19 protein-coding genes are annotated in these 23,737 nt (G+C 46.6%); 11 read left to right on the top strand and 8 right to left on the bottom strand.

Annotated features, from left to right (window positions below; all coding sequences use genetic code 11):
• Positions 1-55: 55 nt before the first annotated feature.
• On the bottom strand, positions 56-1,087 hold the full coding sequence (locus G588_RS0106025) for an aldo/keto reductase (RefSeq protein ID WP_022777858.1): 1,032 nt from the start codon (positions 1,085-1,087) through the stop codon (positions 56-58).
• A complete protein-coding gene (locus G588_RS0106020) occupies positions 1,084-2,040 on the bottom strand; it encodes a DMT family transporter (protein WP_022777857.1) in 957 nt (318 codons plus the stop codon). The genes G588_RS0106025 and G588_RS0106020 overlap by 4 nt, the downstream gene beginning before the upstream one ends.
• 218 nt (positions 2,041-2,258) lie before the next feature.
• Between G588_RS0106020 and G588_RS0106015 the strand changes: the two genes are divergently transcribed.
• Together G588_RS0106015 and G588_RS0106010 are read left to right on the top strand one after the other, a co-directional pair.
• Positions 2,259-2,954, top strand: a complete 696-nt coding sequence (locus tag G588_RS0106015) for a DUF2975 domain-containing protein (RefSeq protein WP_022777856.1) — start codon at positions 2,259-2,261, stop codon at positions 2,952-2,954.
• A gap of 13 nt (positions 2,955-2,967) precedes the next feature.
• On the top strand, positions 2,968-3,192 hold the full coding sequence (locus tag G588_RS0106010; protein WP_022777855.1) for a helix-turn-helix domain-containing protein: 225 nt from the start codon (positions 2,968-2,970) through the stop codon (positions 3,190-3,192).
• An 83-nt stretch (positions 3,193-3,275) separates the two neighbouring features.
• On the opposite strand, the gene G588_RS0106005 is transcribed toward G588_RS0106010, so the two are convergent.
• The 4 genes from G588_RS0106005 to G588_RS19395 form a co-directional block, all read right to left on the bottom strand.
• Positions 3,276-3,587 carry a hypothetical protein gene (locus G588_RS0106005; RefSeq protein ID WP_022777854.1) on the bottom strand — a complete coding sequence of 104 codons (312 nt, stop codon included), beginning with the start codon at positions 3,585-3,587 and terminating at the stop codon, positions 3,276-3,278.
• Positions 3,588-3,705: 118 nt separating this feature from the next.
• Positions 3,706-6,408, bottom strand: coding sequence for a translation factor GTPase family protein (locus G588_RS19400; protein ID WP_022777853.1), 2,703 nt, complete (start codon positions 6,406-6,408; stop codon positions 3,706-3,708).
• Positions 6,409-6,416: 8 nt separating this feature from the next.
• On the bottom strand, positions 6,417-7,340 hold the full coding sequence (locus G588_RS0105995; RefSeq protein ID WP_022777852.1) for an ArsR/SmtB family transcription factor: 924 nt from the start codon (positions 7,338-7,340) through the stop codon (positions 6,417-6,419).
• A gap of 157 nt (positions 7,341-7,497) precedes the next feature.
• Positions 7,498-9,213, bottom strand: a complete 1,716-nt coding sequence (locus tag G588_RS19395) for a methyl-accepting chemotaxis protein (RefSeq protein WP_022777851.1) — start codon at positions 9,211-9,213, stop codon at positions 7,498-7,500.
• Between the two features lie 245 nt (positions 9,214-9,458).
• Here G588_RS19395 and G588_RS0105985 point away from each other — a divergent pair, with 245 nt between their 5' ends.
• The 9 genes from G588_RS0105985 (at position 9,459) to G588_RS0105945 (ending at position 22,394) form a co-directional block, all read left to right on the top strand.
• The gene (locus G588_RS0105985) at positions 9,459-10,757 is read left to right on the top strand and encodes an adenylosuccinate synthase (protein ID WP_022777850.1); all 1,299 of its coding nucleotides are present in this window, start codon (positions 9,459-9,461) and stop codon (positions 10,755-10,757) included.
• On the top strand, positions 10,750-11,649 hold the full coding sequence (locus tag G588_RS0105980; RefSeq protein ID WP_022777849.1) for an HAD family hydrolase: 900 nt from the start codon (positions 10,750-10,752) through the stop codon (positions 11,647-11,649). Before G588_RS0105985 ends, G588_RS0105980 begins: the two co-directional genes overlap by 8 nt.
• A gap of 50 nt (positions 11,650-11,699) precedes the next feature.
• Complete coding sequence (locus tag G588_RS19390; RefSeq protein ID WP_022777848.1) at positions 11,700-12,242, top strand: zinc ribbon domain-containing protein; 543 nt, start codon at positions 11,700-11,702, stop codon at positions 12,240-12,242.
• Positions 12,243-12,415: 173 nt separating this feature from the next.
• Positions 12,416-12,904: a hypothetical protein gene (locus G588_RS0105970; RefSeq protein ID WP_022777847.1), complete on the top strand. Its 489-nt coding sequence runs from the start codon at positions 12,416-12,418 to the stop codon at positions 12,902-12,904.
• Positions 12,905-12,940: 36 nt separating this feature from the next.
• The gene (locus tag G588_RS0105965) at positions 12,941-13,537 is read left to right on the top strand and encodes a TetR/AcrR family transcriptional regulator (protein WP_022777846.1); all 597 of its coding nucleotides are present in this window, start codon (positions 12,941-12,943) and stop codon (positions 13,535-13,537) included.
• A gap of 86 nt (positions 13,538-13,623) precedes the next feature.
• Positions 13,624-17,430 (top strand): phosphoribosylformylglycinamidine synthase, encoded by a 3,807-nt coding sequence (locus G588_RS0105960; protein WP_022777845.1) that lies wholly within the window; start codon positions 13,624-13,626, stop codon positions 17,428-17,430.
• Positions 17,431-17,456: 26 nt separating this feature from the next.
• Positions 17,457-18,668 (top strand): carbamoyl phosphate synthase small subunit, encoded by a 1,212-nt coding sequence (locus G588_RS0105955; RefSeq protein WP_022777844.1) that lies wholly within the window; start codon positions 17,457-17,459, stop codon positions 18,666-18,668.
• A complete protein-coding gene (gene carB / locus G588_RS0105950) occupies positions 18,668-21,955 on the top strand; it encodes a carbamoyl-phosphate synthase large subunit (protein WP_022777843.1) in 3,288 nt (1,095 codons plus the stop codon). Before G588_RS0105955 ends, carB begins: the two co-directional genes overlap by 1 nt.
• Positions 21,956-21,965: 10 nt before the next feature.
• Entirely contained in the window at positions 21,966-22,394 is a 429-nt protein-coding gene (locus G588_RS0105945; RefSeq protein WP_022777842.1) for a type II 3-dehydroquinate dehydratase, read from the top strand.
• Here the strand turns inward: G588_RS0105945 and G588_RS0105940 are convergent.
• Together G588_RS0105940 and G588_RS22420 are read right to left on the bottom strand one after the other, a co-directional pair.
• A complete protein-coding gene (locus tag G588_RS0105940; protein ID WP_022777841.1) occupies positions 22,383-23,018 on the bottom strand; it encodes a cation transporter in 636 nt (211 codons plus the stop codon). The two genes, G588_RS0105945 and G588_RS0105940, sit on opposite strands and share 12 nt — an antisense overlap.
• A gap of 5 nt (positions 23,019-23,023) precedes the next feature.
• Positions 23,024-23,650, bottom strand: coding sequence for a diacylglycerol/polyprenol kinase family protein (locus tag G588_RS22420; RefSeq protein WP_022777840.1), 627 nt, complete (start codon positions 23,648-23,650; stop codon positions 23,024-23,026).
• Positions 23,651-23,737: the final 87 nt, after the last annotated feature.

Here is a 23,737-nt window from a genome sequence, read left to right as displayed (position 1 = left end):
AATAAATCTTTTAAATTCATCTTTTACACCTCGAAAAAGATTGTGCTAAATCATTTTAGCGCACACTAACTTCTCCTGCAAGAACTTTTTTGTAATCTTCATAATTCTTCTTAAGAAGCTCAGGAGTGTTTAGCTCGTAAGGGCATTTGGTGGTGCAGGCTCTGCAATTAAGGCAGCCTTCGATCTTTTTCATCTCTGCCTGCCAGGCGTCGGTAAGCCAGTTCTCTGAAGGAGCGCGCCTTAGCATCAAGGACATGCGGGCACAGTTGTTGATCTGGATTCCGGCGGGGCAGGGCATACAATAACCGCAGCCACGGCAGAAGTCGCCGGCAAGCTCTGCCTGCTCCTTTTTAATGAACTCCTTGATCTCACCTGTGAGCTCAGGAGTCTTGTCCATATATGAGAGCCATTCATCCAGCTCGGATTCTCTTTGTATTCCCCAGATAGGCATTACATTGTCATACTGAGTCATATAGGCCATTGCTGCATCGGAGCGGTTGATAAGTCCTCCGGCAAGTCCCTTCATGGCGATGAAACCGACATTTTTTTCTTTGCACAGATTAACAAGCTCAATCTCTTTTTGGGAGGAGAGATAGCTGAAGGGGAACTGCATGGTCTCATACAGACCGCTCTCTACGCACTCCATGGCTACCATGACCTTGTGGGCTGTGGCACCGATATGTCTGATCATGCCTTTTTCCTTGGCTTGTAGCATACATTCGTAGAGGCCTGTGGAATCGCCTGGCTTAAAGCACTGCGGTACCATGTGGAACTGGTACAGGTCGATATAGTCGGTCTTAAGAAGCTTAAGTGAGGTCTCAAGATCCTTCCAGAAATCCTTGGGAGTCTTGGCGTGGGTCTTGGTTGCAATATAGATTTTCTCCCTGATGCCGCCGGAAAAAGCGTTGCCAAGCTTTTCCTCGCTGTCTGAATAGGCCCTTGCGGTATCGAAATAAGTGATTCCGCCTTCATAGGCCTTTCGCAGGATTCTGACTGAAGTGTCCATGTCATCCCTTTGGATGGGAAGAGCACCAAAACCGTTCTGAGGGGCGGTGATACCGGTACTTCCGAGCGTTATATTTTTCATAAGTAATCTCCTTTCTTTTTCTTCTTATCATTTTGCGGAAGGGGAACCTGGGCCAGGATTATTGCGGTAAAAATGAGGACGCAGCCCAAAAGTTCTCTTGCAGTCATGGTCTGTCCCAGGATAAGCCAGCCAAACAACGTGGAAAAAACAGATTCCATACTCATAATAAGCGATGCCAAGGTGGGATTTAAGTCCCTCTGTCCCACAGCCTGAAGTGTGTAACCAACTGCACTTGAGAAGATTCCGGTGTACAGTATCGGTATCCATGCACTCGGAACTGACAAGGAGGCTGCCCAGCCTGAAGGATCCGGAATAACTTCTGTAAAAACAGCCATTAAGCAGGACAGTACGCCGCTTACGAAGAACTGCACGCAGGCCAGGGACACCGGACTCATGGTGGGAGCGTAATGGTCGATACCAAGAATCTGCACCGAAAAGAGAAATGCGCAAAGAAGAAGCATTAAATTGGCTCCCGACATGGATAGCAGACCGTTTCTTGGAAAAGACCGAAAACAAAGAAGATATAGCCCTGCCAGAGTGATACCTACTGCGATCCATACGATACCGGAGCATTTTCTTCCAAGGAATATTCCGATAACAGGCACAAGTACTATATAGCAGGCTGTAAGAAACCCTGCTTCTCCGGCTTCTGCACCCATGGCGATTCCTGCCTGCTGGGCTGTTGAAGCCAGGAAAAGGGCAGTGCCGCACAGTACTCCTCCCAGGAGCTTTTCACGGGATATGGAGGTGATCTTTGTTCCCTGTTTGTGTATAAAGGGAAGGAGACATATTCCTCCGATAATGAAACGAATACCGTTGAAGGTAAAGGTACCTATGCTCTCTCCGGCAACGGACTGAGCCACGAAGGCTGCGCCCCATACAATTGCCGCCAGAAGCAGTAATAATGAGCTTTTCAGCTGTTTGAGACTTACATTTGTTTTGGATGTGCTCATAATTAAAATTAAATAATATCTCCTTTAGATAAAATATTTAATGAAAAACATTAAAAAGTAGTTGACAAAAGATAAAAGACATTATAATATTGATTTATCGATAAACATTAAAACTTAAATGTTTTAAGTTAAACGCGCGTGGGGCATATAAAACCCGGTTCAATCAATAATTTAACAGACAACGACTCATTATTCAATTACAACACTAGGAGGTTATCATGAACAAAGAAAACGCTATCAGCAAGATCAATCAGATTGGTAAGACAGGAAGAGTACTCAGCATAATATGCATTGTTTGCACATGGATAGGACTTGTATGTGCTATCCTCGGAATAATAGCACTTCTCATCATCCCCAAGGATCTGTTCACAATAAACCTTGACGGAACAGCAGTAATAGAAGTCAGAAATGAAGATATTTCCCAGATCTCTGCGAAGGATTTTGAAGAGAATGGATTTGCATCCGAAGGCTCCTGGACTATCAATGGTGATAACTATGTACCTTCAGATACTACAGTTTCCGGTGATACCATATCTTTTTCATATGTTAAGGAGCCTGCAAGAGTTACTTCAAGCAGAATTATATTTGTTTTGATCACCGCGATTGTTTACATAGCAGTATGCCTGGTTCTTTTAACCTTTGTTAAAAAGCTGTGCAAGGCATTGGAGACAACTGCATCACCCTTTGAAGAGTCAATTATTTTCGGAATAAAGAGATGTGCATGGGCACTTATTCCCTGGGCAATCGTCGGCGGATTTTTAAGAAGTGCCGTAACCTCAGTTTTTTCTTCAAGAATGAACTCGGGTTTTGACTTTAATCTGGCAACAGTACTTGTAATTGTGCTTTTATTTGGACTTGCACATATATTCCAGTACGGCGCAATGCTTCAGACTGAGTCTGATGAGACATTATAAGGAGGGACGGACTATGGGAAAAATCATACTTAGACTGGACCGTGTTATGGCTGACCGCAAGATGAGTCTCAATGAACTCTCGGAGAAAGTGGGAGTCAGCAACGTGAATCTGTCGAAGATCAAGACCGGCAAGATAAGCGCCGTAAGATTTTCAACACTGGAAGCAATCTGTGAAGCACTTGACTGCCAGCCCGGAGATATTCTGGAATATGACAAGAATGCAGAACACGAAGAATAATATGATCCGAATGAAAAAATCGGAACAAGAAAAGATGGGCCTTCATTATGAAGACCCATCTTCGCTTAGTAAGAAAACCGCAATCAGTTGCCGTAACCGGTTACCTTTGAAGGTTCGTTACTGGCGATTCGGACATACATATAAATTGTTACCGTTACGGTAATAATCATGAGAAATGTCCAAAGGATGATACTGATTCCGCCCCAGACTATGGTGTTGTCAATACTCATAATGATTCCCCTTAAACCACAGTGAAGCGGAGCACTCTGACCTAACATGCTGTTATCTCCGTAGTGGTAAAACCAGGCAAAGTGCTTGAGCATCAGTACCGCTGGGATGATAGTAGCAACTAGCAAAAACATATAAGTAATAAGCACTATTATCCTTTTCTTCATAACGTCTTTCCTTTCTCCCTCACGTCCAAAATAATAACATATTGCGTAACATTTTTGTAAAAAATCTGACGAATGACACTTGAAATCGGACGAATGACACTTTTTTCAGGAAAAAAGGTCAAAATTTGCTCATTTTTTCTTTGATCTGTTCCTCTGTATGTTTTATCTCAAGTAAAAAATCTCTGGCAGAAAGTCTCAGGGCACCGCTGCTCATAACAATAACCTGTTCAATGTTATCGGAGGTGGCTACGGTTACTTTGTATTTTTTGCCAATTTCGTGGGCTGCTTTTTCTATGTACTGGTCAGCGGTCTCGGCCTCCTTGGTGTAGATGACGGTGAGATCGTGGTGCTTTACTATGTGCTCGGTACCTCCAGGAACCTTGTAGGCATCAAAGACAAGGATGACTATTTCCCTGCGAAAACCTGCGAAATTTACCAGCAGGTCAATGAGAGCGTCTCTGGCAGCCTTAAGGTCTGTCTGAGCAAGGCTTGACAGCTCCGGTGACGCATAGATCACATTGTAACCGTCAACCAAAAGATATTCTTTGGGGCGTTCGATGAGAGCGCTCTTGGCCTCGAGGCCCGCAGCTTTTTTCTTACTAAGAGATACCTCGGGAGCGGGGCCCTCGCTTGCAAGGGGAGTGTCCTTGGTGCGGCGTCGCTCCTCATAGTTCTCAACATACCGTGGCTTGATCTGGCCGTAGGTTCTCTCGAATATGGCCATCAGCTCATTGTTGGTGGCTCTTATCTCTCTGTCTATTTCCGCAAAAGAGCGGTTATCTTCAGTATCCTTCCTTTTATGGGCCTGGAGCTTTTTAAGGGCCTCCATGTCGATACTGTCAGTGAGGTCAGTCTTTTTCTCAAAGCCGGTTTCGGGATTCCAGCCGGTATCAAGGTGCATGTAACTACGTACCTCATTCCAGGGAATAAGTGTTCCTGCGCCGTGGGAGCAAAAGACAGAAGAGGAAGGATTGTCCTGATCAGCCTCCGGGTCGTAAGCAAAGGATGCAATGACCTCCTCCGGGTTGTGACAGGGAGCATAGCCGCTTAAGGTGGTGGTTATATAGCCCTCGCCGTGGGTGTAGGAGGTAAGCTCCGATGCGTAGTCCCCAAGGCAGGCTGCCGGAATGGTGCCTGTCAGCACGGATTTGCCGCCTTCCATGTCAGGAAGACCCACAGTGCCGTTCATTCTCTGTATGTCGTTAAGGGCTCTGCCAACCGATTCCTGAGGCAGAACCATCCTATAATTAAACATGGGTTCCAAAAGGACTGAATCGCTCTCCATAAGTCCCTGGCGCACAGCCCTGTAGGTGGCCTGTCTGAAGTCTCCTCCCTCGGTATGCTTCTCATGGGCTCTGCCGGTCAAAAGAGTGATCTTGATATCCGTTATCTCTGAGCCTGTAAGGACACCCTTGTGGGCCTTCTCCTGCAGATGGGTGAGGATGAGCCTTTGCCAGTTAAGGGCAAGGACGTCGGTGCTGCAGATGTTATCAAGTATGATGCCGCTTCCAGGCTCTGCCGGTTCCATAAGAAGGTGAACCTCTGCGTAGTGCCTTAGGGGCTCAAAGTGTCCTACGCCTTCCACAGCAGATGCTATTGTCTCCTTGTAAACGATGTGGCCCGGTCCGAAGGAAATATCCGTATCGAAACGCTCTTTGATAAGGTGATGCAGGATCTCTTTTTGGACTTCGCCCATTACCTGAGCTTCAATCTGCTTTTCTGAGGTTCCGGGAAGGTCCTTTAGGGAGATACGAAGCATGGGTTCCTCTTCCTGCAGTATCATGAGCTTTTTGTAAAAAGATAAGGTGTCAGTCTCTTCGGGAAGTATGAGAGAGCAGGAGATGATGGGCTGGATCAGTTCTGCCTCAGAGGCTTTTTTCTCGCAGCCAAGCCCTTCTCCGGCCTTTGTTGAGGACAGACCTGTCACGGCGCAGATTGTGCCGGGGCCTGCTTCCTTGACGGCTTCGAATTTCTCACCGTTGTAGATCCTGATCTGGTCTATCTTTTCTTCACCGATAAGGTCCCTTACCTTAATAACCCCGCCGGTGACCTTGAGGTGAGTCAGTCTGTTGCCCTGGTTGTCGCGGCTTATCTTGTATACTCTTGCACCAAAAGCGCCTGATCCATCCTCTGCGGAGGGGGACAGGTGAGTTGTGATAAGATTAAGAAGCTCCTCTACGCCCTGCATCTTAAGGGCGCTTCCGAAGATTACAGGGAAGCTCTTTCTGTTGCAGATAAGACCGGTTATATCGGAATCAGAGACCTCTTTTCCCTCAAGAAATGCAGATAAAAGGCTGTCATCACATACCGCCAGTTCTTCCTGAGTATCGGGTGAGGCTGTCCCATCGGAGAAATCGATAACATTGCTTCCCAGCTCCTTTTTCAGGTGCTCCAAAATAGCAGCCTTGTCTGAGCCTGCCTGATCCATTTTGTTGACGAAAATGAAGGTGGGAACCTGATAGTGAGACAGGAGCTTCCAGAGAAGACGCACCTGACTTGTGACACCGTCTGCGGCGCTGATGATTAGAACCGCACCGTCCAGAACCTGAAGAGTCCGCTCCATTTCGGGAGAAAAGTCCGAGTGGCCGGGGGTGTCAAGAAGAGTAAAGCTATTGTTTTTCCAGTCGAAAAGAGCCTGCTTGGAGAAGATAGTAATCCCGCGGGCTCTTTCTAGTTCATAGGTGTCAAGGAAGGCGTCCTTGTGATCGACCCTTCCGAGTTTTCTTATGGTGCCGGAGAGATAGAGCATCCCTTCGGACAATGTGGTTTTGCCGGCATCCACGTGTGCCAGGATGCCAAGTGTTATCTTTTTAGTATTCATAAAAGCTATTATATGTTCTCAAGGGGGCTGTAGGCAATCGTAACATTAATATCCTGATTGTAATTGCCAAAGCCGTGCCCGAAAATAGTAAGTCCGCCTACGTGTTCGGCATTCTCGGGAACCTCAAGACGAAGCTTGAGAGCGCTTCTGGAGTTCAATGTGAAGCTGTCTATCGTAACATCGGAAATCTTGATTCCATCGATGAAGGAACCCTTGTGGTTAACCACCAGTGTTTTGAGCATGCCGTACTGATTCCAGCTTGAGAACCACCAGTCGGGGGTGAAGATTCCCTTGACATCTCCGAAGTCGCCGGGGGACACCCAGGTGCCAAGAAGAGTGTCGTTAAGGTAAAAATAGATATCGGAGGGCCAGACGTTGTTGACGCCCGGGGCCTCAGAGCTCAGTTCCGCGCAGATGCAGATCTCATCAATTTTCTGCCCCGCAGGAATGAAATTGGGAATAGCATAGTCCACATATCCCTTGGTAAACCAGAGAATATCAGCCTCATAGCGGTCAGGATGGGCAAAATATCTGGTGTCGTCAACCTCACCGATAAGTCTCTTGGAGGAAGCCAGGCCGCAGGTGGGATACACTTCATAATTGGTAAAATGTCCAACCTTGATATCGGAGGTATATACGTTGGTGTTACGAGGAGCGTTCTGAAGTTCGATCAGGATCTTGTCCAGACGAACCGAGCATACCTTCTCATTGCCGTGGCCGGTGCCTTCCGAGGAAACCGTAACAATGCCGCATTCCTCGAGCTTTCTAATATGGCTGGTGAGTGCACCGTTGGTTATCTTGAGGCGACTTGCCAGCTCGTTCATATTCATGCCTGTTTCGTTTAAAAGGATCTTGATGATCTCAACTCTGATATCTGAGCCGAGAGCCTTAAAGAGGTCAAGGCCCTCATCGAGGGATTTGATGTGTAACATAGCGTGTTACCTCTCTGTATATTTTGAATTTATCTTATAGTTTAAAAGAATATAAAATATTTCACTGAAAATTATAGTAAAGAACAGCCTGTTTTGCAACAAAATAAAAGCCCCCCACGCAGGAACAAGCCATACGCAAAAGGCTTTATTAACAATGTTACTCGTTGATCGTGAATTGTCCGATGAGTCTGTTAAGGCTTTCCGACTGCTCCGACAGCTCCTGGGAAACCGCGCTGGATTCTTCTGCAGTGGCGGAGTTGTTCTGAACGACGTTGGAGATCATCTCAATTCCCTTGTCTATTTCGTCCATGCTCTGGGCCTGTTGCTCTGCCAGATCTCCGGTTTGAACGATCATCTCTGTGATCTCTTCCACACTGTGCTGCATTGCGTCCAGAGCCTCGGTGGTTTCTGCAACTACGGCATTACCGTTACTGATCTCATCCATTGTATCGGCGATGAGCTGATGGGTATTCTTGGCGGCTTCACTGGACTGGTCTGCCAGCTTGCCGATCTGATCTGCTACTACTGCGAAGCCTTTTCCTGTCTCGCCTGCTCTTGCGGCTTCTATGGAAGCGTTAAGGGCAAGGAGTGAAGTCTGCTTGGCGATTGCTTCGATTGAATTGGTAACCTGCTCGATCTCCGCGGAAGCTTCGGTGATTCTCGTCATGGCATCTGTAACAAGATGCATCTTGCGGGCACTGGTCTCGGCGTTATCTCTTACAGAGGCTGCCATGTTTTTACTTCTTTCGGCAACTTCTGCGAGCTGCTTGGTCTGCTCTGTTACTGAATTTACAGAAGCGGTAAGTTCTTCAACAGCAGCGGCCTGGTCTGTGGCACCTTCAGCAAGATCGCTGGCACCCTGTGACATATTTGTGGCACCCTGTGATACCTGTGAGGAAGAATTCATAACCTCTGAGAGTGTGCTGGACAGGTTGTCTGAAATGTCTGTAAGTGCAGCTCTGATGGCCTGATAATCTCCGATGTAGAGCTTTTCGTTCCTGGAACCGGAGGAGAAATCACCTGCTGACATTCTCTTAAGGGTTTCATTAATATCTTTTATAATGTTTTCTATAACATTGGTGGATGCTGTAATATCATCGGCAAGTTTGCCAAGTTCGTCCTGCGAATCTGTATTGACCTTGACCTCCAGTTTACCTTTTGCCATGTCATCCGCTGCATTGGAGATTGCTTCGATGGGACCAAGGATACTGTTTGTGATGGCAATTCTTGCCTTGTTCGAAGAAATGATCGCATATATTACAACCAAAAGAGATATCGCAGTCATAATAATGACAGAGGTAATAGCCATTGTGTAAGCAGACTTGGCCTGCTCCTTGGCGGAGATTCCTATTTCTTTAAAATCCTTAACGACAACCTTGATGGCTTCGTTTACAGTACCTACATAATAATTGTAGATTTCCTCCTTGGAAGAGCCGGAGGCGGTCATATTTGTCAGTTCATCATCGCAGTTATCGATATCCTTTACATGCTGGTAGGCTGCAGTAAGATCACCCTTATAATACTTGGAAAGACTGTCCAGACCATCATTAAGCTCCTGGAGCTTCTCCTGAACTCCTGCCAGTTGTTCCTCGCGGTCGTCAGCCTCTATGGCGCTCATGGACCACAGATAGTATTTGGCCAGAGCCTGAATGGTTATTCTGATCTCACCCTGCTGACTGTTCTGCTCATAATAAACCGCATAGATGCTATGCAGATTGAAAAGAGAAAGTACGTCAATAAGAATGACCACAATAAAAATAATGATAAGATTATTTGTTAAACGGTTAAAAACTTTTTTGAATTTATCGGAAATTTTTAAGTTTTTAAAAATGTCCTGTTTGGAATCATTACCACGTTTGTCGTTTTCAGCCATGATAGAGCCTCCTTATCATCATTTTAATCATCGGAATATGGTTGCAATTGCGACATTTTATATCTAATATTCTATACGTTTTGACGGATTATTGTAATAAAAATGTATAAAATAATATAAAAAATTGAAAAATTAAAATTTTGCTTTTACTTATTAGGATAATGAGTGTACTATAGTGTAGGCGATTAATGGACAAAAAAGGGGTTTTGGACCGTTTGTCTTAGAACCGATAGGAGGATATGTAGATGGTAAAAGCAGTAGTTGGTGCCAATTGGGGTGATGAAGGAAAAGGTAAGATCACAGATACTCTCGCAGACCAGGCGGATGTGGTAATCCGTTTCCAGGGCGGAGCAAATGCAGGACATACCATTGTCAATCAGTATGGTAAGTTCGCACTGCACACAATGCCTTCGGGAGTATTTCATCAGAATATAATGAATATCATAGGTAACGGCGTTGCCTTTGATATCACCAAGTTCATGAATGAGCTTAAAGAGGTAACCTCCAAGGGGGTTCCGGCACCTCAGATCATGATCTCTGACAGGGTACAGGTAATGATGCCCTATCATGTACTTTTCGATACATTGGAGGAGGCAAGACTTGCAGGTAAGAGCTTTGGTTCAACCAAGTCAGGTATTGCACCTTTTTATTCAGATAAATATGCCAAGATCGGCTGGCAGATCAATGAGTTTTTCCAGGATGATGATGTAATTAAGGAAAAGATCGCAAGAATCGCTGAGATCAAGGACGTTCTTCTCGTTAACCTCTATCATTCAGATCCTATTGATCAGGAAGCACTCTTTAACCAGATCGTTGATTGGAGAGAGCAGGTAAGAGATTATGTTGGAAACGTATCCCTTTACCTTGACAAGGCTATCAAGGAAGGTAAGACAATCCTCCTTGAAGGACAGCTCGGAACCATGAAGGATCCCGACCACGGAATCTATCCCATGGTTACATCTTCCTCACCTCTTGCAGCTTATGGCGCAATCGGTGCAGGAATCCCTCCTTATGAGATCAAGCAGATCGTTACAGTATCCAAGGCATATTCTTCAGCTGTAGGAGCAGGTGCATTTGTGTCCGAGCTCTTTGGCGATGAGGCAGAGGAACTCAGAAGACGCGGAGGCGACGGCGGTGAGTACGGCGCTACCACAGGAAGACCCAGAAGAGTTGGCTGGTATGACTGCGTTGCAAGTAAGTACGGCTGCAGACTTCAGGGCACAACCGATGTAGCCTTCACTGTACTTGATGTTCTGGGATATCTTGATGAGATCCCTGTATGTGTAGGCTATGACATTGACGGAGAGGTTACTACAGAGTTCCCTGTAACACACCTTCTTGACAAGGCTAAGCCCGTATTCAAGACTCTTCCCGGTTGGAAGTGTGACATCAGAGGCATCAAGAACTATGAGGAGCTTCCGGAGAACTGCCGTAATTACATCGAGTTCATCGAGAAGGAGATCGGCTATCCCATCACTATGGTTAGTAACGGACCTGCCAGAACAGATATTATTTACAGAAAGAGCAATTTAAAAAATGACTGATAACAATAAGGAAAAGACTCCTACCTATAAAAGAGTACTGGCACTTGCCGGAATAGTACTTCTTGTAGGAATGTATGTGGCACTGTTCGTGCTGGCTCTTGTAGGGTCTCCCGCCACCTTCAATCTGTTTGTCGGATGCGTGGCCGCTACTGTGGCAATTCCCATTATGCTGTGGTTACTCATCTGGGTAATAGGAGCTATGACCGGAAGACATACCATTGCATCCCTGGATGCCATGACCAGCAACAAGCAGCATGACAAGTACGGCAATGTTATCCCGGAGGGCAAGATTGATACTGTTGTCTTTGATATAGGCAATGTACTTGGCACCTTTGTATGGCGAGAATTTATCAAAAACAAGGGCTATGATGAGCAGATGACAGATCGCATCGCCAAGGCTTCCGTACTTAGTGAAGACTGGGTGGAGTTCGATAAGGGCAATCTTACTACAAGACAGATTGCAGAGAAGTTTGCGGAGAATGACCCTGAGATAGCCGGTGACCTTCTTGGTATCTTCACTGATCTTAATGACATTATTGAGAAAAGAGAAGAGACCGTGCCTTGGATCAGATCCCTTAAGGCAGCAGGTTATCGCGTGTACTACCTTTCCAATTTTTCCAAGGAAGCTCTTGAAGGGAATGAGGAGCCCATGGCATTTATTTCCGAGTGCGACGGCGGAATCTTAAGCTACAGAGAGCACGTGGTTAAGCCTGATCCGGCAATCTACAATCTCCTTGCAAGCCGCTACGATCTTGTACCGGAGAAGACAGTATTTATTGACGATACCAAGGTCAATATCGATGCAGCCAGGTCTCTTGGCTGGAACGGTATCGTATACGAATCATACGAGCAGGTTGTAAAAGACTTGCACAATCTGGGAGTCAGATATTAAGATAGTTAAGTAGTTTTTAGTGTGGATTTTTATTTACGGAGGAAGAAAAAATGTTTTGTCCAAATTGCGGGGCTGAGATACCTGATAACAGTGTGTTCTGTTCAAATTGCGGTGCATCCATTTCATCACAGAATGCTCAGCCACAGATGAACGGTCAGTTTTCCAATACACAGAGCGCTCCCTACCAGGAGCCTCAGATTAAGGGCTTTGACCCTGACGGTGCTTTTTCACAGCAGCCCTCGCCGACTCCTGCGGCACCTCAGCCATATCAGGGACAGCAGGGTTATCAGAACGGCACCTACAGCCAGTACAACCAGTATACACAGTACAATCAGTATGGCCAGTCCTATCACAAGGATGATACTCTTGATACAGTCATCAAGGTGTTCATGATCCTTTCCTGCGTGGTTGGTGCCTGTGCCTGCTTTATTCCTTTGGCATGGATGATTCCCATGACGGTTATTACTTTCAAGAAGATCGACAAGGGTGAGCTGTTTGATACCGGCTTAAAGGTATGCACACTTCTCTTTGTTGGTATTATCCCCGGAATTCTGATGTTTGTATCCGATTCCGAGAAACAGAAACTCATGTAATTCAGATTAAAAACCTGCACACTTTTGTGGCAGGTTTTTTCTTTATAATAGTGACATTTTTATCTGTACAATTAGGCGACCCCTTGTTATAATGTTTTCGGACTATGACTTGTGTTTTTTGTTGCCCTGATTGTTCGTGAATTGGCTGTAAGCCAGATAAGGAGCGGTTTCTAATGAGCATGGAAAATGACAACAATGTCAATGAAAACAGTGTCGAGGATATCGTTTCAAGATATCGCCCTCAGCTTGAGAAGATTCTTCCATACCTCAGATGGCTGAAGGACAACGCTTCCAATGTTGATGTATCTCACAGTTACAGCAGCAACGATCTTAAGTCTATACCTTTTCCGGTATATGACGCGAATCTGCTTGCTTTTGTCAAGGCGTGCCAGACCACTGAACTTTTGGATCGCAATTATGTCTACGTCTACAGCAGAAATCATTTAAACAGTCCTAAGGACGAGCTTATGTTCATTCAGGATGCCCAGATTACGGACATCGATGATCTGGCAGGCATTCTTTCCAAGTATATTTTATCCGGAATGACCAAGGGCAGCGTATGGAGCGAAGGGGTTCGCAACGGCGTTCTGTACAAGGTTGTTGAGAAGATGGATGAGCTTGTAAGGTTTTGGGGACATGAGGATTCCAAGCCTCTTGCGTAATATTCACCAAGCATAAAACTTTGTTGTGGAGGAGAGATGGGAGAGAAATCCGCACAGAAGAGGAAATACATCCTTGATAAGGCAAGGGTTGTTTTCTCCGAAAAAGGTTATAAGAATGTTACAATGAAGGACATTGTTGACGCCTGCGACATCAGCCGCGGGGGTCTTTATCTCTATTTTTCCAGTACACAGGAATTATTTCTGGCAGTTCTTGCAGATGAAGTTGATGAGGATGACGAAGAGGCAGTTGTGGCAGCTCTTTCCGGAGATGCCTCCGCAGGCGATATGCTTGCTATCTTCCTTAAGGAACAGAAGAAAGCAATCCTCAGAAAAAAGAACAATCTCACTGTCGCGACTTATGAATATTTTTCCGTTCATAAAGTGTCGACAAAAGATAATCCATTGAAAAATCAGTTTGATACAGCTGTACGCATCGTTGAGAAACTTATCGAAAACGGCGTGGAGACCGGCGAATTCTATTGCGAGAACCCTGTTGGCTGTGCTCGCAATCTTATGTACGTGGTGGAAGGTCTCAAGATCTCATCCAAGACCATCGGCGTTTCCGAGGAAGCAATCGACAGAGAATTAATGTACGTATTGGAAGGCTTAGTGCCCGATGATATAAATAGTTAGTTATTAATTAAAGTGCTTATTATTCTGGATAAGCACTTTTTCTTTAATAAAATGCACCAAGAAATATAAAGGAATGAGGAGATTTTATGAGCACTGTAAGAAGAATCTATGTTGAAAAAAAGGCCCCATTTGCAGGAAAGGCAAGGGAACTGCGCCACGAGATTTCCGGTTATCTGGGGATTAAGAGCGTCAAGGAAGTAAGACAGTTCATCCGCTATGACGTGGAGAATGTTTCCGATGAGGTTTTTGAGAAGGCTTGCAGAACAGTATTCTCAGAGCCCCCTGTAGATGTGCTTTACAGAGAGAATATTGAGATTCCGGAGGGAGCTAAGGTATTCAGCATCGAGGCGCTTCCCGGACAGTTTGACCAGAGAGCGGATTCCGCAGAGCAGTGCGTGCGCTTTATTAAGGGCGATGAGGAGCCTGTCATCAGAACAGCCGTTACCTATATGCTGATCGGCGATGTATCTGATGAAGAGCTTAAGAAGATTCAGGAATACACCATGAACCCGGTTGACAGCAGAATTGCGTCAGACAGTAAGCCCGAAACTCTTGTTGAACACTACGATGAGCCCGAGGATGTCAAGGTCTTCGACGGCTTCAAGGATATGGATGAGAAGAGCCTTAAGGACCTCTATGAGTCACTGGGCCTTGCCATGACCTTCAATGATTTCAAGTGGATTCAGCAGTACTTTGCAGGTGAGGAGCACAGAGATCCCACTATGACAGAGATCAGGGTTCTTGATACTTACTGGTCAGATCACTGCCGCCACACCACCTTCGGAACAGAGCTTAAGAATATTGAATTTGAAGACGGCTTCTACAAAACTCCCATTGAGAAGTCCTATGAGGATTATCTTGCTGCAAGAGATGATCTCTACAAGACTGAGGAGAAGAAGCAGGAGAAATTCATCTCCCTTATGGATATCGCCCTCATGGGCATGAAGAAACTCAAGGCCGACGGCAAGCTCACGGATATGGAAGTATCTGAGGAGAACAATGCCTGCACAGTTGTTGTACCTGTTGAAGTTGACTACGGCAAGGGACCTGAGACTGAGAACTGGCTTGTGTTCTTCAAGAATGAGACCCACAACCATCCCACAGAGATTGAGCCTTTCGGTGGCGCTGCCACCTGCCTTGGCGGAGCTATCAGAGATCCGCTGTCAGGAAGAGGCTATGTATATCAGGCAATGCGTGTAACTGGCGCAGCCGATCCTACAGTTCCCGTATCTGAGACCATGAAGGGCAAGCTCTCACAGAAAAAGCTGGTTAGAGGCGCTGCTGCAGGTTATTCCTCCTACGGTAACCAGATCGGTCTTGCTACAGGTTATGTCAAGGAAGTATACCATCCCGGTTACGTTGCCAAGAGAATGGAGATTGGTGCTGTCATGGGCGCAGCTCCTCAGGAACACGTTATCAGAGAGAGTGCAGATCCCGGTGATATCATTATCCTCCTGGGAGGAAGAACAGGACGCGATGGCTGCGGCGGAGCAACAGGTTCCTCCAAGGCTCATGATTCCAAGTCTCTTACAAGCTGCGGAGCTGAGGTTCAGAAGGGTAACGCACCCACAGAGAGAAAGCTTCAGAGGCTCTTCAGAAGACCTGAGGTTTCAGAACTTATCAAGAAATGTAACGACTTTGGTGCCGGCGGTGTATCCGTAGCAATCGGTGAGCTGGCTCCCGGTCTTGATATTAACCTTGACCTTGTGCCCAAGAAGTATGCAGGTCTTGACGGAACAGAGCTTGCAATCTCCGAGTCACAGGAGAGAATGGCAGTAGTAGTTGCACCCAAGGATGCTGAGCAGTTCCTTGCATATGCTGCAGAGGAGAACCTGGAGGCTGTTAAGGTAGCGGTTGTTACCGAGGAGCCAAGACTTGTCCTTAACTGGAGAGGCAAGAAAATCGTAGATATTAAGAGAGCTTTCCTTGATACCAACGGAGCTCATCAGGAGACTCAGGTCAAGGTTGAGATCCCTGATAGGAAAGACAACTATTTTGACAAGATCGCATCAGAGAGCGCTGCCAAGGCACTGGCTGACGGTGATGCCAAGGCTGCATGGCTGGGTGAACTTGAGGACCTTAACGTATGCTCACAGAAGGGCCTTGTTGAGATGTTCGACTCCTCCATCGGTGCAGGCACAGTAGTTATGCCTTACGGTGGTAAGTACCAGCTTACAGAGACCCAGACAATGATCGCCAAGCTCCCTGTTTTATCAGGTAAGACAGATACAGTTACAATGATGAGCTACGGCTTTGATCCTTATCTTTCAAGCTGGAGCCCATACCATGGTGCAGCCTTCGCAGTAACAGAGTCTGTAGCAAGAATCGTTGCGGCAGGCGGAGATTACAGGAAGCTTCACTTCACCTTCCAGGAGTACTTTAAGAGAATGACTGAGGATCCCACACGTTGGAGTCAGCCTTTCACCGCACTTCTCGGTGCTTTCGATGCTCAGATGAAGTTCGGTATCGCATCCATCGGCGGTAAGGATTCAATGTCCGGGTCCTTCAATGAGATAAATGTTCCTCCTACACTTGTATCTTTTGCTGTAGATGTGGCAAGCCTCAAGGATGTTGTTACACCTGAGCTTAAGAAGGCAGGTAACAAGCTGGTTCAGTTCAAGATTGCCAAGGACGAGTTCGACCTTCCCGATTATGAGAAGATCATGAAACTCTACGGAGAGATCCACGAGCTTATGGCAAAGGGAGTTATCGTATCAGCTTATGCTGAGGATGCCTACGGAATCGCTGCTGCAGTCAGCAAGATGGCCTTCGGTAACGGCCTTGGAGTTAAGATCGCTGATTCTATCAAGGCTGAGGAACTCTTTACCAACGATATGGCAGACATCATCGCTGAGGTTCCTGCAGATAAGCTGGCAGAGGTTCTTAAGACCACCGGCAGCAGAGAAATCGGTGAGGTTACAGATAAGGCTGCATTCGAGGCAGCAGGCATGACACTTACCATGGAAGAAGCTCTTGCAAGCTGGAAGGGCAAGCTTGAGAAGGTATTCCATTCAACGGTTAATGCAGAGAAGACTCCTGTCGAGAGCGGTCTCTACAAGGCAGACAGCATCTATGTATGTAAGAACAAGGTTGCCAAGCCTACAGTATTTATCCCGGTATTCCCGGGATCTAACTGTGAGTACGACAGTGCACAGGCCTTCCAGAGGGCAGGAGCCAACGTAAATATCAAGATCTTCAGAAACAGAAATGCTCAGGATATTACAGAGTCTGTAGCTGAGTTTAAGAAGGCTATAAATGATGCCCAGATCATCATGTTCCCCGGCGGATTCTCCGCAGGTGATGAGCCTGACGGAAGTGCCAAGTTCTTCGCAACCGCCTTCCAGAACGAGGAGATCAAAGGTGCCGTCGAAGACCTTCTTCATAACAGAGATGGTCTTGCCCTGGGTATCTGCAACGGCTTCCAGGCTATGATCAAGCTGGGCCTTGTACCTAACGGACAGATTACGGGTCAGGATGAGAATTCACCTACCCTTACCTATAACACCATCGGAAGACATATCTCTAAGATGGCATACATCAAGGTTGTATCCAACAATTCACCCTGGCTTGCAGGTGCACAGCTTGGCGGAGTATACACCAATCCCGCATCCCACGGTGAGGGAAGATTCGTTGCCCCGGAAGATGTTCTTAAGAAGCTCTTTGCAAATGGCCAGATCGCAACCCAGTACTGCGACCTTGAGGGCAATGTAACAATGGATGATGAGTGGAATATCAACGGCTCCTACATGGCAGTTGAGGGTATCCTTTCTCCTGACGGAAGATGCCTTGGTAAAATGGCACACTCAGAGCGTCGCGGCGACGGCGTAGCAGTTAACATCTTCGGAGAACAGGACCTTAAGATCTTCGAGTCAGGTGTTAAGTACTTCAAGTAATTAAGATTACGTAACGGAGGAGATTTATGAAAGCATTTTTGATATTGGAGGATGGAACGATCTTCGAGGGTAAGCATATCGGTGCTGACAAGGATATTGTCAGCGAGATCGTTTTTAATACCTCCATGGCCGGATACACAGAAGTGTTTACAGACCCGTCCTATGCGGGACAGGCGGTATGTATGACATATCCTCTTATAGGAAATTACGGTGTTTGTTTAGATGACATGGAATCAGAGAGACCCTGGGTTGATGGCATTATTGTCAGGGAGCTGTCACATGTTGCATCCAATTTCCGCTGCGATATGACACTTCAGGAATTCCTTGAGAAGTACGAGGTTCCGGGAATTGCAGGAATCGATACAAGAAAACTTGTAAGACTTCTTCGTGAAAAGGGCACCATGAACGGCATGATCACCACCAATGAGAACCTTAAGTTCGAGGATGTTAAGGACAAGCTCCATGCCTACACGACAGGTGATGTTGTCAGCAAGGTTACCTGCAAGGAAAAGAAGTTCCTTAAAGGGACGCAGGATCTTGAGGAGAACGGACCTTTATCAGGCAGCGCCTCTTTTAACAAAGAGGATTATGAAGCATGCCTTGCAGGCGATAAGACTAAGAGAGAGAAGAGACCTTCCATCGTTAAGAGCCTTAACGGCAAAGGACTTAAGGTAGCTCTTCTTGATCTTGGAGCCAAGAAGAACATTGCTGATTCTCTTGCCGCAAGAGGCTGCGATGTGACTATATACCCTGCGAATACTACAGCAGAGGAGATCCTTGCGGATGCTCCCGACGGAATCATGCTTTCCAATGGCCCCGGCGACCCCAAGGACTGCCCCGGTGTTATCAGGGAGATCAAGAAGCTCTACGACAGCGACACCACCATTTTTGCAATCTGCCTTGGACATCAGCTGATGGCCCTGGCTACAGGAGCTGACACCTACAAGATGAAGTATGGCCACAGGGGAGGAAACCACCCGGTTAAGGATCTTCAGACCGGCAGAGTATATATCTCCTCACAGAACCACGGCTATGTGGTAAATATGGAGAAGCTGGACAAAACAATAGCTGAGCCTGCATTTATAAATGTCAACGACGGAACCAACGAGGGACTTTCTTATGTGGGAAAGAACATTTTCACCGTTCAGTTCCATCCCGAGGCATGCCCCGGACCTCAGGATTCCAGCTACTTATTTGACAGATTCATAGATATGATTAAAAAGGGAGGTAAGAACTGATGCCAAAGAATAAGGATGTAAAAAAGGTTCTGGTTATCGGTTCCGGACCTATCGTAATCGGACAGGCTGCAGAGTTTGACTATGCGGGAACCCAGGCCTGCCGTTCACTTAAGGAAGAGGGGATAGAGGTAGTTCTTGTTAACTCCAACCCCGCTACCATCATGACAGATAAGGACATCGCTGATGAGGTTTATATCGAGCCTCTTACAGTCAAGGTCCTTGAGCAGATAATTGAAAAAGAAAAGCCCGACTCAATCCTTCCAACCCTGGGAGGTCAGGCCGGACTTAACCTTGGTATGGAGCTGGATGAATCAGGCTTTTTGAAGAGCCATAATGTAAGGCTCCTTGGAACCACAGCTGAGACCATCAGAAAGGCTGAGGATAGACAGGAATTCAAGGACACCATGGAGAAGATCGGTGAGCCCTGCGCAGCATCACTGGTAGTGCATAACGTTCAGGACGGTGTTGCTTTTGCTCAGAAGATCGGCTACCCTGTGGTACTTCGTCCCGCCTTTACACTGGGAGGCTCCGGCGGCGGTATCGCGCACAATCAGGCTGAGTGTGAGGAGATTCTTGAGAATGGACTCAGACTTTCCCGTGCCAACGAGGTTCTTGTTGAGCGCTGCATCGCAGGCTGGAAGGAAATCGAGTATGAGGTAATGAGAGACTCTGCAGGTAACTGCATCACAGTCTGCAACATGGAGAATATCGACCCTGTTGGTGTTCATACAGGTGACTCCATCGTTGTGGCTCCTTCACAGACTCTTTCTGACAAAGAATATCAGATGCTTCGTAGCGCAGCCCTTAACATCATCGATGAGCTGCAGATCACCGGCGGCTGTAACGTACAGTTTGCCCTGCATCCCACAAGCTTTGAGTACTGCGTTATCGAGGTTAACCCAAGAGTTAGCCGTTCATCGGCCCTTGCTTCCAAGGCTACGGGATATCCCATTGCCAAGGTTGCAGCCAAGATTGCTCTTGGATATACACTGGACGAGATCAAGAATGCAATTACAGGCAAGACCTACGCAAGCTTTGAACCTACATTGGACTACTGCGTAGTTAAGTTCCCTCGTCTTCCCTTTGATAAATTCATTACCGCTAAGAGAACCCTTACAACACAGATGAAGGCCACCGGCGAAGTAATGAGTATCTGCACCAATTTCGAAGGTGCGATGATGAAGGCTATTCGCTCACTGGAGCAGCATGTGGACTGCCTTACAAGCTATGATTTCTCAGAACTTGATGATGAAGAGCTGTCAGCAAGACTTAAGGTAGTTGACGATCAGAGAATCTGGGTAATTGCTGAGGCCCTGAGAAGAGGCATGAGCCATGAGGAGATCCATGACATCACCATGATAGATCTCTGGTTCATCGACAAGATCCACTCACTGGTTAAGATGGAACTCAAACTCTTAAGACTTGGCGAAAAGAGCACCATCGCCCGTCATAAGGTATCTGAGGAGAACGTATCAGAGTACGATGAAGCCAAGAAGATCATCAGTTTCGAAACACTTCTTGCTGCCAAGAAGCTTGAGTATCCCGACAAGGTAATCAGCAGACTTACCAGATTTTCTGTGGAGACCATCAAGGCACTCAGAGATTTCTATGGAATAAAGGCAGCTTACAAGCTGGTTGATACCTGCGCTGCAGAGTTTGAAGCCGAAACTCCTTACTACTATTCCGTATACGGAGATGAGAATGAGGAGGATGAAGCAGGACTTAAGGCAGGCAGTGATAAGAAGAAAATCCTGGTTCTTGGATCCGGCCCCATCCGCATCGGACAGGGTATCGAATTCGACTATTGCTCAGTTCACGCAACCTGGGCATTTAAGAAAGCCGGTTTTGAGACCATTATCATCAATAACAACCCCGAGACTGTAAGTACAGACTTTGACATTGCGGACAAGCTCTATTTTGAGCCTCTTACTCCCGAGGATGTTGAGAACATCGTAAGACTTGAGAAGCCCGACGGAGCTGTTGTTCAGTTCGGTGGTCAGACAGCCATCAAGCTCACTCAGGATCTCATGAAGATGGGCGTTAAGATCTACGGAACCGATGCCAAGGATGTAGACGCAGCTGAGGACAGAGAGATCTTTGACCAGATCCTCGAACAGACTCAGATAAAGCGTGCTCAGGGTGCTACGGTTTATACTGCAGAGGAAGCCAAGGAAGTTGCTAATCGCCTGGGCTATCCCGTACTTGTAAGACCTTCCTATGTTCTTGGAGGACAGGGTATGCAGATTGCCCTTTCTGACGAAGAGATAGAAGAGTTCATGAATATCATCAACAGAATTGCTCAGGATCACCCTATCCTTGTAGATAAGTATCTTCAGGGAATCGAGACTGAGGTTGATGCGGTTTGTGACGGCGAGGACATCGTAATTCCAGGTATCATGGAGCATATCGAGAGATCAGGAATCCACTCCGGCGACTCCATCTCCGTATATCCTGCCCAGTCCCTTTCCGACAAGGTAAAGGAGACCATCGCCGAGTATACAAAGAGACTAGCCAAGGCTCTTCATGTAATCGGACTTATCAACGTACAGTTCATCGCAGTGGGCGATGAGGTATATATCATCGAGGCCAATCCCAGATCCTCAAGAACCGTTCCTTATATCAGCAAGGTAACCGGTATTCCTATCGTTGATCTGGCAGCAGAGGTTATGATGGGCAAGAAACTTAAGGACCTTGGCTACACACCCGGACTTCAGCCTGAGGCAGGGTATGTTGCTATCAAGATGCCTGTATTCTCCTTCGAGAAGATCAGAGGCGCTGAGATCAGCCTCGGACCTGAGATGAAGAGTACCGGTGAGTGTCTTGGAATCAGCAAGAGCTTCAATGAGGCTCTCTACAAGGCTTTTCTTGGCGCAGGTATCAACCTTCCCAAGTACAAGCAGATGATCATTACCGTAAAAGATTCCGACAAGGGCGAGATCATCGACATCGCCCGCAGATTCGAGAAGCTGGGATACATCATCTATGCCACAAGATCTACCTGTGACACTCTTACAGACAACGGTGTCAAGGCTCGTAAGATCAACCGTATCAGCCAGGAATCACCTACGGTCATCGACCTTATCCTGGGACATAAGATAGACCTTGTTATCGACACTCCTACTCAGGGTCGTGACAAGAGCCGTGACGGTTTCCTTATCCGCCGTACAGCCATTGAGACCGGGGTTAATGTTATCACAGCCCTTGATACAGCAAGAGCACTGGTAACCAGCCTTGAGAATGAGAGTACTGAGGAGACACTGCAGCTTGTAGACATCGCAAGAATTTGAGGAAGAATTCATGAAGATTTTAGTGATAAACGGTCCTAACTTAAACTTTCTTGGCATTAGAGAGAAGGCTGTATATGGCAATCAGGACTATGATTACCTTTGCAATATGATCAAAGAAAAGGCAGAGAAGGACGGCGATGAAGTTGAGCTCTACCAGTCCAATCATGAGGGCGCCATCATCGACAGGCTTCAGGCTGCCTACAGCGACGGCACAGAGGGGATTGTCATCAATCCCGGTGCCTACACCCACTACAGCTATGCTATCCATGATGCGCTTAAGTGCCTTGAGGATATCACCAAGGTGGAGATCCATATATCCGACATCCAGTCCAGGGAGGACTTCCGCAAGGTTTCTGTAACAGCCCCGGCCTGCGACAAGCAGATCTACGGTCACGGCCTTAACGGATATCTGGAGGCTATGGATTACTTACATTTTTAGTTGCTGCCTCACCGTTTTTACCCCGCTCCACAGCATATATAGGGAAACAAGAACCGATCCGAAGATGTCGAAATACTTGGAAACGGCAGACCCCGGTAGCGCAGCTACGACCAAAAGGCTGAGAGTGACGCAGATATCAACCACCGACTTGGCGCCATAGAGCCTTCCCTGAACGCCGAGGATAGTATTTCCGTTTCTCTTATAGAGAGTTGTGTATCTCCACCAGAAAATGGAATTGGCTATAACTCCTGATAAAGCAATCACCATGGCAGGAACGACATTTCCTTTGTCTTCACTGCCGGTGGTGAGGGCCAGTATCAGCATGCTGAGTCCACTGATGCACATGATCACACCCACAAAAGTATTGCTGCCGCGGGCAAGGCTTGCCTTCTTTTTGTCATCATAATCCTTATGCTTATCGATGATACAGAACACGACGAAGGATGAAATTATAGCCAGCAGTTCCGCAGTTCTTCTGACAAAATCGGAGATCTGCGTTGAGCTCCTGCCAACGGTAAGGCCCAGTCCCAGGATCAATGGCCCCGGTGAACTTAGTAGCACCGATGTCAAAAGGGTTCGATATCCACTTTCTTTTTTTCTTGAACGTTCCAAATCTTTTTCCATAAGCATCACATATTTAGATATCTGAACATAAGTTCAAAAGGGACTAATACTGCCATGGCAGCCACAGGGCAGAAGAAAGTGTCGAAGCCGCTAAGGACCTTAAGCTCGGTGATGGCAGTTACAATTGCAGTTAACAGGGATATGAATAACACCCAGGGTAGCGGGTATTTACCATAGAAACACAGAGCAATCAGAACACCGAGTAAAGAAAAAATGAACATTGCCATAGTGCCTTCAAGGGATTTCGTTTTCTTTCTACCAATCTTGTGCTTACCGTATTTTTTACCGATAAGCGCAGCTGCGGCATCTCCGGGACCCCAGGCTAATACGCAGGCCAAAACCAGCATCCTTTCTCCGATAAGGCCCCAGCAGATCGTTGCTACCACTGTGTACATTATCACAAACACCAGATAGCTCAGACTAAACTCTCCCTGTTTTCTGGCATTAAAAAAGCTTGTCATTCCGGGGATTTTTGATGCCAGAAATAGTAATGGGCATACAATGACAGCTGCAATTACAAAATACGATACCGACGTTTTCCAGTCGTCGTACATATACAACCAGACGATGAAAAGCGCTATCGCAACGCTGTGCAGTATTTTTCTAAAGACCTCTTTCGAATAATTTCCCATATTACAAATATACAGGATGGCAATTGATTTGAAAGGGACTTTATCTATAAATAATCAATTGTTTATCTGTATTTTATACTAAAATGT

Origin of the sequence: Butyrivibrio sp. AE3009 (assembly GCF_000420845.1) — a bacterium.
Taxonomy (GTDB): Bacteria; Bacillota; Clostridia; order Lachnospirales; family Lachnospiraceae; genus Butyrivibrio.
The sequence above is the reverse complement of the archived record's forward strand: the minus strand, read 5'-3'. Positions and strand labels throughout refer to the sequence as shown.